Here is a 15,313-nt window from a genome sequence, read left to right on the forward strand (position 1 = left end):
CGGACGGAAAAGGGGTGTGAAGCGCAAGTGAAGACAGTTTTGCGCGTAGAACTTGCATATTGTGCATTTGAATGGCATGGTTGCCTGAACTTGTGCGCGAGCCGAACGGCACCGGGCAGGCTCTGAGCCATGCGACGCATTGAAACGCGCCCCGCATGGCCCAACAGAAACGCCGATGCGGCGGCGGGTCATGCGGGATGCGATCGCGAGGGAAATGCTACAAAGTGCGCAGCCCGTCGAACAGGCGACGCAGTCCCTCCCGCATGCGCTCGCGCGGGCAGGCCACGTTGATGCGCAGGAAGGTGTGCCCGTTGCCTCCGAACTGCGCTCCGGGGGAGAACATCACCCGGCACTCGCGGCGAAGGTAGTCGCACAGTCCGTCTGTGCTCTCGAATCGGGCACGGACGCCGTCTGCGCCCGCTGAGACGAACGCCGAGCAGTCGAGCCAGAGCAAATAGGTGGCGGGCCCCTCGCACAGCGCCACGCGGCGGCCCTCCGGGGCTGCGGCATTGTAGGCGTCCGTCATGCGGGCGGCCTCGCGCTTGTTGTCCGCCAGATAGCCGCGCAGGGCGTCCAGCCACGGCCCGCCGTGCATGAATGCGGCGACGGCGGCATCGACGGCGAAGGCGTTCGGCTCGGCCACCTCGTCGGTGTTGAGGCCGCACCACACCTTGTGCCTCAGGGTCGGATCCGGCACCATGACGGCCGCCGTATGCAGGCCGGCGATGTTGAACGCCTTGGTGGGTGCAAGACACGTGGCCGAGATCGCCCGGCACGTGGCGTCCACGGAGGCGAACGGCACGTAGGAGCGGCCCGGGTCGGTCAGATCGCAGTGGATCTCGTCGCTGATCACCGTCACGTGGTGCCGGGCGCACAGCGCGCCGATGCGGGCCAGTGCGTCCCGATCCCAGATCATGCCGGTCGGGTTGTGCGGGTTGCACAGGATCATGAGCGTGGTCTGCGGGTCGGCGAGCTTTGCCTCCAGGTCCGTCCAGTCGATCGCGTACCGCCCGCGGCCGCCGTCGCGCTCGTAGGCGAGCGGCGACTCAAGCGCGTTGCGACCGTTGTTGAGGATCGAATTGAAGAAGATGTTGTAGACCGGCGTGAGGATGAGCACGTTCTCCGCCGGGGTGGTGAGCTTGCGCACCATGCTGGAGATGGCCGGTACCACGCCGGTCGTGAAGATCAGCGATTCCGGGTCGATCGCCAGCCCGTGGCGCGTGCCCCACCAGCGCGCGTAGGCCCGCGCCCATTCGTCGGGCACGGTGGAATAGCCGAACACGCCGTGCTCCACGCGGTTGAGCAGTGCCTCGCGGACGGCGGGGGCGGTGGCGAAGTCCATGTCCGCCACCCACATGGGCAGCGCGTTGCTGGCCTCGTCCCATTTGAGGGAATGGGTGCCGGCGCGGTCGATCGGCGTGTCGAAGTCGAAGGATTCCGGAACTGCGGCGGCGGTCATCGGGTCTCGATTCTGGTGGCGGACGGGTCGATGCGTTCGGCGTCCAGCGCGAGCTCGCCGATCGCGTCGGCGCGGATCACGCCGCCGGACGGATTGACCACGCTGTCGATCGCGGAATGTACGTCCGCGTCCACGGTCGAATACTCGAAGGCGCGCGTGGTGTTGAGCAGACGGCAGTTGACCAGCCTGAGATTCTCCACGTAGCACAGGCCCTGCAGGCTTTCGATGGTGCAGTCCGTGAACGTGAGGTTGCGCGAGTTCCAGCCGAGGTACTCGCCCGAGACGAACGAATGCTCCACGGTCACGTTCTCGCAGTTCCAGAAGGCGTCCTTGCTGATGAGCCGCGAATTGCGGACGGTCACGTTGCGCGCCCCGTCGAACGGGTAGTTGCCCACGAGCCGGAACCGTTCGACCGTCACGTTCTCGCAGCTCATGCCGAAGTAGTCGCCGCGCGCCACCACGTTCTCCAGCGCCACGCCCGTGCAGGCCCACAGCGTCTCCTCGGCGTGCGTCAGATCCACGTTGCGCAGGGTCAGGTCCCGGCAGCGGCGGAAGTTCTTGGGCGCCTCGATCGTGGAATCCTCCACGAGCATATGGTTCGTGTACCACACGCCGGCCCGGGCCATCTCGAACCACGTCGAGTCGCGCACCGTGATGTTCTCCCCGTACCACAGCGGATACTTCCATTGGAACGTGCTTTCGACCACGGTCACGTTGCGCGCGTGCTTGAGCGGCGATTCACCGTCGGCGAACGTGGTTTCGGTGAACGTCGTGTCGTGCGCGAAGAACGCGGCGCGCTCGCCGGTGAACAGTTGCTGGCGCACCTCGGCCTGTTCGGTGGGTTCTGTCACGGATGTCCTTCCTTCGCTCTGCATTGGTTGGAAGCTGGTGTCCATGGGCAGTCTTAGCCACTTCGAGTGCTTGAAGTCAAGCCGCGCCGGCGTGCATGAGCTATGCGCATCGCATGATCGGTCCAACCTGTGCCCCGCAATGTGCAGGTTGGACCGATCGCGCGAAAAAACGGTTCAGAAAAGGGTGAAAAATCGCATGATCGGTCCAAGCTGCGATCGTGAGGGCGCAGGTTGGACCGATCATGCGGTGTGCGCGGTGTGACGGAAGGCGACCGGCGTTACATGGTCACGGTGGCGGAGTCGGCGCCCGTGGAGTCCGTGTCGCCGGTGCTGGAGCCGGAGTTGCCGCTCGGCGGCTGGGCCATGCCGTTGCCGAATCCGTTGCCGGACCGACCGGAGCCGTTCGCGTTGCCGTCGTCGAGCGATCTCACGTACCGACCGCTGCCGGACCCGTCGCTGCGCACGGCGGAGACGATGGCGCCTCCGGCGGCCCCGCCGGCCAGACCGAAGATCAGGGCCCCGAGTGCGATGACGGCCCAGACCCTCCCGTCGAGCGCAGCGAAGGCATGTTTCCATTTGCCGCGGTTCTCCGGCGTCCGCTGCGGCGCCTGCGGCTGGAACCGTTGGGGCGCATATGGTGCATATGGTGCATACTGGCCCGGCTGCTGCGTCTGAGACTGCTGTTGCACGAATGGCTGCTGCGGCTGCGGCGCGAACTGTGCGTAGGGAGAACCCGACGGCTGCTCTGGGGCGGGCCCTGCAGCCGGCACAGGCTGCGAAACCGACGCAGGCTGTGCAACCGGTGTGGGCTGCGAAACCGATGAGGTGGGCGCGGCCTGCGTTTCCTGTACCGGCTGAACGTCCGGCGCGACCTGGGCTTGCGCGGAGGCGGAACGTTCGGGAGCCGTCCGTTCGGGGCTTCCGATCCTCTCGGTGCTCTCGGCCTGCGTTGCCTGTATGGGTCGGGCATTTGCGGTCTTGTCTGCGTTCCCGGCCGCGCGCTCGGGTGCGGCGCTTTCGGGCGTATCGGCGTTGGATGCCATGATGGGTTCCTTTCTGGGATTGGAAAATGGGTCGGATGAATGGTTTTGGCTTGGCGGACGGGTCACACGGTGAGCACGGTTCCGTCGGCGTCGATCGCATCGTCGAAGGCGGCGTTCGTCGCGCCGGCGGGGGAGCCCTGCACGGCATCCCGGTAGCTTGCCGTTGCGAGTCCGAATCCCGTTGCGAGGACGGCGGCGAGGCATGCGACGGCCGCCATTCCGGCGAAACGGGAACGGCTGTTTCCGTTTCGTCCGGCCGTTCCGACTGCCCGGGGAGAGGCGACGGCGCCGGTCGGGGAGGGGACGTGTGCATTGCCGTCGGTCTTGACGGCGGCATTGACAAGGGTGTTGGCATTGGTGTTGGTGTTGGTGTTGGCGTTCATGGCGGTGGTCCTTTCGCTGTGGCTTTTGCTGCGATGCCTCCATTGAACGGCTCGTTACGCAAAGATGGCTTCGTGCAGCCGCGGTATTCGCTTGGCGGTCCGCAGGGATTCACTGGCAGAACACTGGGGAATTCCTGAAACCGCATCCGGCGCTCCCGTTTCGCGACACGACTTCGTCCGTTCACACGCGCGTGCGTTCCGAGGCGGTACGATCTACCCCGGCGCCGGGCCGCGGACCGAAGCGGCGCGGCGAACGATGCGAAGAGAAACGAAGCAGAGAGAAACGAGAACAAAGGAGAAACTCATGTCCACCGACGGCAAGTACGCGCTGGAGGTTATCGAACCCGCCGAGCGCAAATCGTCCAACTGGGACATGTTCGCCACATGGGTGGCGGCGAACGCGAACAACGGCACGTGGTTCATCGGCGGCGTGATCGCGGCCTGCGGATTCGGCGGCGCGGTCGGCCACCTGACGTGGTCGTCGGTCATCGCCTACCTCACGCTGGCGGGCATCGGCTACATCGGCTACAAGGTGGGCGCCACCACCATGGGTGCCGCGCGCGCCTCGTTCGGTATCCGCGGCAGCTACGTGCCCAGCGTGATGAACATGGTCATGTACATCGGCTGGACGGCAGTGAACACGTTCATCGCCGCAACGTCGGTGAGCATCCTGCTCAACGAGCTGCTCGGCTGGCCCGTGTGGGGCGAGCCCGGCGGCGAGAAGGGCATCGTCGTGGGCATCATCGTCATGAGCGTGCTGCACCTGCTGTCCGTCTCCACGGGCGCCAGCTCGGTGCGCCTCATCGAACGCGTGGGTGTGGTGCTCGTCTTCGTGTTCGCCATCTGGGAGACCATCGCCGTGTTCCAGCAGGTTTCCTTCTCCGAGATCCTCTCGTGGAGCCCGCCGACCGATCAGGCCATGGCCTCCGGCGTGGCCGTGGACAAGCTCGCCGCGTTCAACCTCGGCTGGGTCACCTGTGCGGCCGATTTCACCCGCTTCGCCAAGAAGCCGGCCGGTTCGCACGTCATCCCGTTCGTCGGCGCGTTCGTGGGCGTGTTCTGGTTCGCCATGGTGGGTCTGGTCGCCACGATCAGCATCGCCATCACCTCCGGCACCTACGACCCGAACAACTCCGACCCGTCCACCATCGCCAGCAAGCTCGGCCTGGGCGCCCTGGCGCTCATCGTGGTGATCCTGACGTCCATGACCGCCAACGCCGTGAACCTCATGGCCGCCGGCTCCTCGCTGACCAACATCGCCACGAAGCTCAAGCTCACCCCGGCCCTGTGGATCGTGACCGTGGCCGCCTGCCTGGTCACGTTCATCCCGCTGATCATCGGCAGCTTCCTCGACTCGTTCACCCTGTTCCTCGACTACATCGGCTGCGCGCTCGGCCCGGTCACGGCGATCATGCTCACCGACTTCTTCCTGCGCAACCACGCCGAGTACTCGCGCAAGGACCTCACCGCCGAGGGCGGCCGCTTCTGGTACAACGCCGGCATCAACTGGATCGCACTCGGCTGCTGGCTGCTCGGCGTGGTGCTCTACGTGGCGCTCGGCAAGGTGCCGTTCCTGACGGCCACCGTGGGCGCCACCTTCCCGAACATGATCATCATCGCCGCGGTCTACTATGCGCTCATGTGCGCGGTGCACGGCGAGCCCGCCAAGGAATGATCCGCCAAGGAATGACCAAGGAGTAGGAGAATCCCATGCTCATCAGCAACGTCAACGTGGACAACGCCGGCGACCTCAAGGACGTGCGCATCGAGGACGGCCTGTTCGCTGCGATAGAACCGGCCGGCACGCTCAAGGCCCGTCCCGGCGAGGAGACCATCGACGGCGGCGGGAGGCTGCTCCTGCCCCCGTTCGTGGACCCGCACATCCACCTCGATTCGACCGGCACCGCCGGCGAACCGGAATGGAACGAGACCGGCACCCTGTTCGACGGCATCCGCATCTGGGCCGAACGCAAGAAGAGCCTGACCGTGGAGGACGTCAAGACGCGCGCCCGGGCCACCATCCGCCGTCAGGTGGAGCAGGGCATCCAGTGCATCCGCACGCACGCGGACGTGACCGACCCGACCCTGACCGGCCTGCACGCGCTGATCGAACTGCGCGACGAGCTGAAGGACGTGGTGGACCTGCAGGTGGTCGCCTTCCCACAGGACGGCATCCTCTCGTTCCCCCACGGCAAGGAGCTCATGGAACGGGCCGTGAAGGACGGCGCGGACGTGGTCGGCGGCATCCCGCACTTCGAGTTCACCCGCCAGTACGGCGTGGAATCCGTCCATTTCCTCATGGATCTGGCCGAACGCTACGACCGGCTCGTGGACGTGCACTGCGACGAGATCGACGACCCCCAGTCGCGCAACCTCGAGGTGCTCGCCACCCTCGCGCTGGAGAAGGGCATGGGGGATCGCGTCACCGCCAGCCACACCACCGCGATGGGCTCCTACAACGACGCCTACGCGTATAAGCTCATGCGTCTGCTGAAGATGAGCGGCATCAGCTTCGTGTCCAACCCGCTGGTCAACGTGCATCTGGGCGGCCGGTTCGACACGTACCCCAAGCGCCGAGGCGTGACGCGCATCCACGAGCTCGTGGCCAACGGCGTCAACGTTGCGCTGGGCGAGGACGATGTGCGCGATCCGTGGAACCCGCTGGGTGACGGCAACATGCTCGACGTGGCGATGATGGGCGTGTACATCGAGCACATGATGGGCTACGGGCAGATCCAGAACGCCTTCCGCCTCGTCACCTACAACGGTGCGAAGGCCATGCACCTGACGGACCGATACGGCATCGAGGTGGGCAAGCCCGGCAACTGCATCCTGCTGGACGCGCCCGACTTCTACGCGGCGCTCAACCGTCATGCCCCGGTGCTGGCCAGCGTGCGCGCCGGACGCGTGATCGTGCGCCGTCCGTCCGTCACCCCCGAGGTGAACGCCGGCGGGCTGCTCTGAAAGTCTTCCGCACAGCGCCGATCGCTTCGAAACGGTCCCGTCCATGGGTGCGCCAAGCCCCGCGGACGGGGCCGTTTCGCGCTGTATGGACATTGTGGCATAATAGCCAAGGCAATTTTTGGCTTTGCCCATACGCTAGTTTGAAAATAGGTGAATAACGTGGCACAGACTACCAACGACATCAAGAATGGTTCCGTTCTCAACCTGGACGGCAAGCTCTGGACCGTCATCAAGTTCCAGCACGTCAAGCCCGGCAAGGGCCCGGCCTTCGTGCGCACCACCATCAAGGACGTCCTGACCGGCAAGATCGTGGACAAAACCTTCAACGCCGGCATGAAGGTGCAGTTCGAGACCGTGGACAACCGCAACCTCCAGTACTCCTACGAGGACGGCGACAACTTCGTGTTCATGGACATGGAGACCTACGACCAGACCTACATCCCCAAGGAGCTCGTGGGCGACCAGGCCAAGTACCTGCTCGAGGGCACCGACTGCATCGTCTCCTTCCACGACGGCAACCCGCTGAACGTCGAACTGCCGGCCTCCGTGGTCCTGACCGTCACCCACACCGAGCCCGGCCTGCAGGGCAGCCGCTCCACCGCCGGCACCAAGCCCGCCACCGTTGAGACCGGCGCCGAGATCCAGGTCCCGCTGTTCATCAACGAGGGCGAGAAGATCAAGGTCGACACCCGCGACGGCTCCTACATCGGCCGCGAGAACTGACCGATTCGGCAACCGCAAGGAGATACGGCTTCACATGGCACGTTCCACCGCTCGCAAAAGGGCGCTGAATACGTTGTACGAAGCGGATGAGAAGGGACAGGACATCCTGTCCCTTCTTGATGAGCGCATCGCACATCCCGGCGCACAGACCCCGTTGCCCGACTACGCCATCGAGATCGTGCGAGGCGTGGCCGAACACCGCCGCGACATCGACGGCGTCCTCAATCTCAGGTCCACCAGCTGGAAGGTCAGCCGCATGGCAGTCGTGGACCGCAATATCCTGCGCATCGGCGTGTGGGAGATCCTGTTCAACGACGACGTGCCGGACATGGTGGCCATCGACGAGGCACTGACGCTGGCGAAGTCGCTGTGCGACGCCGATTCGCCGAGCTTCATCCACGGACTGCTCTCCGCCGTGTGCTCCGAGGAGAAGCCGTTGCGCGAGGCGCGCAAGGCCGAGGAGGCCAAGGCCGCGCAGGAGGCACAGTCCGCCGAGCAGGATGAGTCCGCCGAGCATGACGAGTCTGACGCCGAACCGGCCGAGGAACAGCCGGCCGCCGCGCACCCCGAGCAGTCCGAGCAGCCGGCCGCCGAGCAATCCGGGCAGCCGGACGAAGCGCCCGCCGAGCCGGACACGCAGGCCCCGCAGGCCGCGGAACCGGCCGAAACCCAAGCCGCCTGAGCGTCCGCGCCGGCGATTATGGTAATTGAAAATATCCTGAATACAAGGGGGTTGTGGTGAACCTGAGCTTTTCCCCGGAAGATGCCGTCCTCGTTCTGGAGGACGGACAGGTCTACGTCGGCGAGCCCTACGGCGCGCTCGGCTCGACCACTGGAGAGATCGTGTTCGCAACCGGCATGACCGGCTACCAGGAAACGTTGACCGATCCGAGCTACGACCGGCAGATCGTGGTGCAGACCTTCCCGCACATCGGAGACACCGGCGTCAACCACGAGGATCCCGAATCGCAGCGGATCTGGGTGGCCGGCTACGTGGTGCGCGAACCCAGCCCGGTCGTGAGCAACTGGCGCGCCGACGGCAGCCTGGACGATGATCTGGTCCGCGAGCACATCGTGGGCATCAGCGGCATCGACACCCGCAAGCTCGTGCGTCACCTGCGCTCCGCCGGCGTGATGCGCGCCGGCATCTTCTCCGGGGATGCGCTTTCGGACGGCAAGGGCGGCGTCAGGCCCCTCGCCGAGCTCATCGACGCGGTCAAGGCCACCCCGCAGATGCAGGGCCTGAGCCTGTACGACGAGGTCTCCACCAAGGAGACGTACACCGTCGAACCGTGCGGCGAGTACGAAGGCAGGGAGCCGCTGTTCACCGTCGCCGCCGTGGACCTCGGCATCAAGGGCATGACCCCCCACCGCATGGCCGAGCGCGGCTGCCGCGTACACGTGGTTCCCTCGTCCGTTACGCTCAAGGAGATCCAGGACCTCAACCCCGACGGCGTGTTCTTCTCCAACGGCCCCGGCGACCCGGGCGAGGCCGACCAGCTCGTCGACCTGCTGCGCAGCGTGCTCGACGCCGGCTACCCGTTCTTCGGCATCTGCTTCGGCAACCAGATCCTCGGCCGTGCGCTCGGCTTCGGCACGTACAAGCTCAAGTTCGGCCACCGCGGCATCAACCAGCCGGTCATGGACCTGACGACCGGCAAGGTGGAGGTGACCGCCCACAACCACGGCTTCGCGGTCGACGCCCCCAAGGGCGAGCCGGTCGCGTCCCCGTACGGCGACGGCAGGTACGGCCGGGTGCGCGTGAGCCACGTCGATCTCAACGACGACGTGGTCGAAGGCCTGCAGTGCCTCGACATCCCCGCATTCTCCGTGCAGTACCACCCGGAGGCGGCCGCCGGCCCGCACGACGCGGCCTACCTGTTCGACCGTTTCGTCGACCTGATGAAGAGCTCCAAGGAAGGTAAGTGACAATGCCCAAGCGCACCGACATCAAGTCCGTCATGGTCATCGGCTCTGGCCCGATCGTGATCGGACAGGCCGCCGAGTTCGACTATTCCGGCACGCAGGCCTGCCGCGTGCTGCGCGAGGAGGGCATCCGCGTCATCCTCGTGAACTCCAACCCGGCCACCATCATGACCGACCCGGAGATGGCCGACGCCACCTACATCGAGCCGATCGCCACCCCGATCCTCGAGAAGATCATCGCCAAGGAGCGTCCCGACGCGCTGCTGCCCACCCTGGGCGGCCAGACGGCCCTCAACGCCGCCATGGCGCTCGGCGAGGCCGGTGTGCTCAAGAAGTACGGCGTCGAGCTGATCGGCGCGTCCCTCGAGGCCATCGACCGCGGCGAGGACCGCGAGCTGTTCAAGAAGGTCGTCGAGCAGGCCGGCGCCGAATCCGCCCGCTCCGACATCGCGCATTCTCTCGAGGAGGTCGACCGCATCGCCGAGCGCTTCGGCTACCCGCTCGTCGTCCGCCCGAGCTTCACCATGGGCGGCCTCGGCTCCGGCATCGCGCACAACGAGGAGGAGCTGCACCGCATCGCCGGCGCCGGCATCCACTATTCGCCCACCGACGAGGTGCTCATCGAGGAGGGCATCGAGGGCTGGAAGGAATTCGAGCTCGAGCTCATGCGCGACCGCAACGACAACGTCGTGGTCGTCTGCCCCATCGAGAACGTGGACCCCGTGGGCGTGCACACCGGCGACTCCATCACCGTCGCGCCCTGCTTCACCCTCACCGACCGCGAATACCAGAAGCTGCGCGACATCGGCATCGCCATCATCCGCGGCGTGGGCGTGGACACCGGCGGCTGCAACATCCAGTTCGCCGTGCATCCCGAGACCGGGCGCATCATCGTCATCGAGATGAACCCGCGCGTCTCCCGCTCGTCCGCCCTCGCCTCCAAGGCCACCGGCTTCCCGATCGCCAAGATCGCCACCAAGCTGGCCCTCGGCTACACGCTCGACGAGATCCGCAACGACATCACCCAGTCCACGCCGGCCTCCTTCGAGCCGACGATCGACTACGTGGTCACCAAGGTGCCGCGCTTCGCGTTCGAGAAGTTCCCCGGCGCGGACCCGACCCTGACCACCTCCATGAAGTCCGTGGGAGAGGCCATGGCCCTGGGCGGCAACTTCCAGGAGTCGCTCGGCAAGGCCATGCGCTCCATCGACAAGCGCCACATGGCCTTCAACTGGGACGGCGAGAAGCCTGGCCAGGCCGAGGTGGACGAGCTGCTCAAGGCCATCCGCATCCCCACCGAGCACCGCTACCTGCAGATCCAGCGCGCCATGTGGGGCGGCGCCACGCCCGAACAGATCCACGAGGCCACGAAGATTGATCCGTGGTTCATCGAGCAGCTCCGCCGCATCAACGAGACCGCGCTGGCCGTGCGCGCCGCGGAGACGCTCACGCCGAAGCTGCTGCGGAAGGCGAAGCTCGCCGGCCTGTCCGACCTGCAGATCGCCCACCTGCGCCGCCTCGGCGACGAGGGCGAGAACACCGTGCGCGAACTGCGCTGGAGCTATGGGCTGCGCCCGGTCTACAAGACCGTGGACACCTGCGCCGCCGAGTTCGACGCGGTCACGCCGTACTACTACAGCTGCTACGCCGACGAATCCGAACTGCGCCCGCGCGAACGCGAGGCCGTGATCATCCTCGGCTCCGGCCCGAACCGCATCGGTCAGGGCATCGAGTTCGACTACACCTGCGTGCACGCGGTGCAGGAGCTCGGCAAGGACTACGACACGATCATGGTCAACTGCAACCCGGAGACCGTGTCCACCGACTACGACATGTCCGACCGCCTGTACTTCGAGCCGCTCACCTTCGAGGACGTGCTCGAGATCTACGAGGCGGAGAAGAAGATGGGCCCGGTCAAGGGTGTGATCGTGCAGCTCGGCGGCCAGACCCCGCTCTCGCTCGCCGCGCGCCTCAAGGCCGCCGGCGTGCCGATCCTCGGCACCACCCCGGAGTCCATCGATCTGGCGGAGAACCGCGAGCTCTTCGGCGAGGTGCTCAGCCGCGAGCACATGAACGCCCCGCGCTACGGCACCGCGCTGAGCCTCGAGGAGGCCCGCGAGGCCGCGCATTCCATCGGCTACCCGGTGCTCGTGCGCCCCAGCTACGTGCTCGGCGGCCGCGGCATGGAGATCGTGTACGACGACGCGCAGCTGACCAAGTACGTCAACCGCGCGCTCGACGAGGCCAAGGCCGACACGGTCGTCTCCGGCAGGCTTCCCAGCCCGCTGCTCATTGACAAGTTCCTGCAGGACGCCATCGAGATCGACGTGGACGCCCTGTTCGACGGCAAGGAGCTGTACATCGGCGGCATCATGGAGCACATCGAGGAGGCCGGCGTCCACTCGGGTGACGCGGCCTGCACCCTGCCTCCGTGCACGCTGTCCGACGACCAGATCCGCCGCCTGCGCGAAGGCACGTACGCCATCGCCAAGGGCTGCGGCGTCAAGGGCCTCGTCAACGTGCAGTACGCGTTCATGGCGAACACGCTGTACGTGATCGAAGCCAACCCGCGCGCCTCGCGTACCGTTCCGTTCGCGTCCAAGGCGACCGGCGTGCCGCTGGCCAAGGCCGCCGCGCGCATCATGGCGGGGGAGACCATCGCCGACCAGCGCGCCAACGGCCTGCTGCTGCCCAAGGGCGACGGCGGCACCATCCACCCCGGCCAGCAAGTGGCCGTCAAGGAATCCGTCCTGCCGTTCAAGCGCTTCCGCACCCCGGTGGGCAAGACCGTGGACGTGCTGCTCGGCCCCGAGATGCGTTCGACCGGCGAGGTCATGGGCTTCGACCGCGACTTCCCGCACGCGTTCGCCAAGAGCCAGCTCGCCGCATACGAAGGCGGCCTGCCGACCAAGGGCAATGTGTTCATCTCCGTGAACGACGCGGACAAGAAGCAGCTGCCGCTCATGGCCGTGCGTCTGGTGGAGCTCGGGTTCACCCTGTGGGCCACCGAGGGCACCGCGTCCGTGCTGAGCCGCTACGGCATCGACTCGAAGGTCGTGGACAAGATCAGCACGCGCGTGGATTCCGACCCGGAGGCCCCGGTGAAGGTGCAGCGCGCACGCGGCTCGGTGGGCAAGAACGTGGTGGAGCTCATCGAGGAAGGCAAGATCGACATGATCCTCAACACGCCGAACTCGCGGGGCTCCCGTTCGGACGGATATTCCATCCGCGCGGCCGCCATTGCAGCGGATTTGCCCCAGTTCACCACCATGACCGAGTTCTCCGCCGTCCTGCTGGCGATCGAGGCCGTGCGCAATAATGACTATCAGATCATGAGCATTCAGGAGCATTCCAAGCAGCTCTTCGAGCTAGAAAGCCGAGATTTCTGATGGACACTATCGGTGAGGTACAGCAGGAAGCGGAAGCGATGAAGTCGGACTTCGGTCTGCGACTCAAGACGTGCATGGACAAGTACGGTCCATTGTGCGTGGGCATTGATCCGCATCGCAAGATCCTCACCGATTGGGGCTACAACGTGGACGCGGAGGGCGCCGAGCTCTTCTCCATGCGTATGCTCCAGGCCGCGCACGGGCGTGCCGCCGCGGTCAAATTCCAGGCGCCCATGTTCGAGCGCTACGGAGCCAAGGGCTTCGCGGCGCTCGAGCGCGTGCTCTACGCCGCCCGTCAGATGGGCATCATCACCATCGTCGACTGCCTGCACGGCGGTCTGTCCACCACCATCTCCGCCATCGCGGACGCCTACTTCAAGCCGAACGCCCCGCTGTTGGCCGACGCGATCACGCTGCTGCCGTACTACGGCGCACGGTCGCTTTCCGGTCTGATCGACGAGGCGCTGGCCAACGGCCGCGGCGTGTTCATCGCCTCCCTCACCTCCAACGAGGAGGGCGCGAGCCTGCAGACCGCCATCCGCCAGAGCGGCGACTACAAGGGCAAGACCGTCGCCTACGGCATCGCCGGCACCGCGCAGAAGCATAACGAGGGCATCGAAGGCATGGGCTCCGTCGGCCTCATCATCGGTGCGACCATCGGTCAGTGGATCAAGGACGCCGGTGTGGACCCGGCGCAGTTCACCGGCCCGATCCTGTCCCCGGGCTACGGTTGGCAGGGTGCAGAGGCCAAGGATCTCAAGACCGTGTTCAAGGGCACCAAGGGCAACGTGCTCGTCACCGTCTCGCGGTTCATCGCCTCGCACGGACCGGACATCTCCATGCTCGCGCAGGCCACCGAGTCTATTGCGCTGGACGTGCGCCAGGCCCTGCTCGAAGCCACGGAGGAAGTGGACGAGCATCCGGTGAAGCTCGAGCCCACCGCGACCTCAGATGATAAGGCTGATGATGCGGCGGCTGCGGCTGTGCCTGCCGCAGCGGGTGCCACGGACGGTACGGCGGACGCGGCAGATGCCGGCGCCGATTCGGCCGTCGCCGTCGAGCCATCCGATACCGCCGATACTGCCGCCGAGACGAAGGCTGACGAACCTGACGCGCCGGCGCAGCAGGCCTGACTGTGATTTTTTTTCGAGCCCAAAGGAGTTGACCACACCGTGACTTCCGCATCCGCACGTTCCGCCGGGCGACTGATGGTGCTAAGCGGCCCCACTGCCGTGGGCAAGGGGACCGTCGAGGCCAAACTGCGCGAACGCCACCCCGAGGTATGGGTGTCCGTTTCCGCCACCACGCGTGCCCCCCGTCCCGGCGAAGTCAACGGCGTCAACTACTGGTTCATGACCGACGACGAGTTCCTTGCCAAGGAACAGGCCGGCGGATTCCTTGAAACCGCCGTGGTGTTCGGCATGGCCCATTACGGTACACCCCTCAAGCCGGTCGAGGAGCATCTGGCCGCCGGCGTTCCCACCATTCTGGAGATCGACCTGCAGGGCGCCCGCCGCGTCAGGCAGCGCGCTGCCGAACTCGGACTCGAGGTCATGTACGTCTTCATCGCACCCCCGAGCTTCGAGGAACTCAAGCGGCGTCTTATCGGCCGCGGCACCGAAACCCCCGAGCAGCAGGCTCGTCGTCTCGAAACCGCCAAGGTCGAGCTCGCCGCCGAATCCGAATTCGATGTCACCATCGTCAATAACACCGTCGACGAGGCGGCGGACGAACTGTGGCATCTCATCGCCCAGGAGTACGGCCTCGCGCAGTAGCGGGAAGAAGCGATCTGTCGGAAATGCCTGTTTGCGGGTGACCGTGGAAGCAGGTATCGTGGGACGTGACAACGAGGCAGGGGATGCGATGAGCGACGAGAACACGTTTACCATGATGGGCATCAAGACGCAGTGGGATGACGACACCATCACCATTACCGAACTGGGATACCCTCACCGTGCCACGCTCGACAATGACGGCAAAATCCTCTCTTCAACGTTCGGTGGGCAGGGGGACTCGTTCCTGCACCATTGGTTCGCGCGGGTCAAGCCGACCATTGACGGCCTGCGTGCCATAGACCGCGAATACGCCGATGCCTGAGATATTCACCTTCGGCGGGTATTCCATATATTTCACCGCACTCGATAGGGATCATGGCGTCCATGTTCATGTGGCGTATGGATCGCGGCGTGATCTTGCCCGTTTCGTGCTGGGGCCGAACGGAGAAGTCACACTTGGGCACAACAACGGGTATATAGCCGCAAGGGACATTCGGCGTCTGCAATTCTTCCTGACGGCGAATTATGCGGACATCATTGCAGCATGGCGTATGTTCTTCGGCGACGATTACCATTTCGATCGGTAATGGTGCGGTCATATGACGGTGATTCCTAGGCGGTACCCATGCCGGGGAATTGTTTTTGAATCGTTCTGAACAAGATGGAAATGCACAGGCAACTACAGTGATGCCCGGAAGACCAAGAGCGAACTTGGCCTTCCGGGCATCACTGCCATTGCCGGCCGATCAGGCGAGGCCGGACAGGCGGTTGATCAGGTCCGGATCTCGCGCCGAGCCGTT

At 65.6% G+C, this 15,313-nt stretch carries 13 protein-coding genes and 1 pseudogene; 10 read left to right on the forward strand and 4 right to left on the reverse strand.

The features are described 5' to 3' along the window. Positions 1-217: 217 nt before the first annotated feature. From AC1AZA_RS00530 to AC1AZA_RS00545, 4 genes are all read right to left on the reverse strand, one after another. Positions 218-1,459 carry a MalY/PatB family protein gene (locus tag AC1AZA_RS00530; protein WP_476512800.1) on the reverse strand — a complete coding sequence of 414 codons (1,242 nt, stop codon included), beginning with the start codon at positions 1,457-1,459 and terminating at the stop codon, positions 218-220. Then, a complete protein-coding gene (locus AC1AZA_RS00535) occupies positions 1,456-2,334 on the reverse strand; it encodes a DUF3737 family protein (protein ID WP_476512801.1) in 879 nt (292 codons plus the stop codon). The genes AC1AZA_RS00530 and AC1AZA_RS00535 overlap by 4 nt, the downstream gene beginning before the upstream one ends. 254 nt (positions 2,335-2,588) lie before the next feature. Continuing rightward, positions 2,589-2,999: a hypothetical protein gene (locus tag AC1AZA_RS00540; RefSeq protein ID WP_476512802.1), complete on the reverse strand. Its 411-nt coding sequence runs from the start codon at positions 2,997-2,999 to the stop codon at positions 2,589-2,591. A gap of 416 nt (positions 3,000-3,415) precedes the next feature. Continuing rightward, positions 3,416-3,736, reverse strand: coding sequence for a hypothetical protein (locus AC1AZA_RS00545; RefSeq protein ID WP_476512803.1), 321 nt, complete (start codon positions 3,734-3,736; stop codon positions 3,416-3,418). 304 nt (positions 3,737-4,040) lie between these two features. On the opposite strand from AC1AZA_RS00545, the gene AC1AZA_RS00550 reads away from it, so the two are divergent. From AC1AZA_RS00550 to AC1AZA_RS00595, 10 genes and pseudogenes are all read left to right on the forward strand, one after another. After that, positions 4,041-5,411 carry a cytosine permease gene (locus AC1AZA_RS00550; protein WP_476512804.1) on the forward strand — a complete coding sequence of 457 codons (1,371 nt, stop codon included), beginning with the start codon at positions 4,041-4,043 and terminating at the stop codon, positions 5,409-5,411. A 35-nt stretch (positions 5,412-5,446) separates the two neighbouring features. Then, positions 5,447-6,700: a cytosine deaminase gene (gene codA / locus AC1AZA_RS00555; protein WP_476512805.1), complete on the forward strand. Its 1,254-nt coding sequence runs from the start codon at positions 5,447-5,449 to the stop codon at positions 6,698-6,700. 159 nt (positions 6,701-6,859) lie between these two features. Next, entirely contained in the window at positions 6,860-7,423 is a 564-nt protein-coding gene (efp, locus tag AC1AZA_RS00560; protein ID WP_476512806.1) for an elongation factor P, read from the forward strand. Positions 7,424-7,457: 34 nt separating this feature from the next. After that, positions 7,458-8,105 (forward strand): transcription antitermination factor NusB, encoded by a 648-nt coding sequence (nusB, locus tag AC1AZA_RS00565; RefSeq protein WP_476512807.1) that lies wholly within the window; start codon positions 7,458-7,460, stop codon positions 8,103-8,105. 56 nt (positions 8,106-8,161) lie between these two features. Continuing rightward, positions 8,162-9,352, forward strand: a complete 1,191-nt coding sequence (carA, locus tag AC1AZA_RS00570; protein ID WP_476512808.1) for a glutamine-hydrolyzing carbamoyl-phosphate synthase small subunit — start codon at positions 8,162-8,164, stop codon at positions 9,350-9,352. 2 nt (positions 9,353-9,354) lie between these two features. Then, positions 9,355-12,738, forward strand: a complete 3,384-nt coding sequence (gene carB, locus AC1AZA_RS00575) for a carbamoyl-phosphate synthase large subunit (protein ID WP_476512809.1) — start codon at positions 9,355-9,357, stop codon at positions 12,736-12,738. Positions 12,739-12,812: 74 nt separating this feature from the next. Next, a pseudogene (gene pyrF / locus AC1AZA_RS00580) lies at positions 12,813-13,658 on the forward strand (orotidine-5'-phosphate decarboxylase); the annotation flags it as partial. Positions 13,659-13,946: 288 nt separating this feature from the next. Further along, positions 13,947-14,513: a guanylate kinase gene (gmk, locus tag AC1AZA_RS00585; protein WP_476513148.1), complete on the forward strand. Its 567-nt coding sequence runs from the start codon at positions 13,947-13,949 to the stop codon at positions 14,511-14,513. A gap of 58 nt (positions 14,514-14,571) precedes the next feature. Then, complete coding sequence (locus AC1AZA_RS00590; RefSeq protein WP_476512810.1) at positions 14,572-14,835, forward strand: hypothetical protein; 264 nt, start codon at positions 14,572-14,574, stop codon at positions 14,833-14,835. Next, positions 14,828-15,100, forward strand: a complete 273-nt coding sequence (locus AC1AZA_RS00595; protein ID WP_476512811.1) for a DUF4160 domain-containing protein — start codon at positions 14,828-14,830, stop codon at positions 15,098-15,100. Before AC1AZA_RS00590 ends, AC1AZA_RS00595 begins: the two co-directional genes overlap by 8 nt. Positions 15,101-15,313: the final 213 nt, after the last annotated feature.

The sequence above is a fragment of the Bifidobacterium sp. LH_389 genome (genome assembly GCF_056357235.1).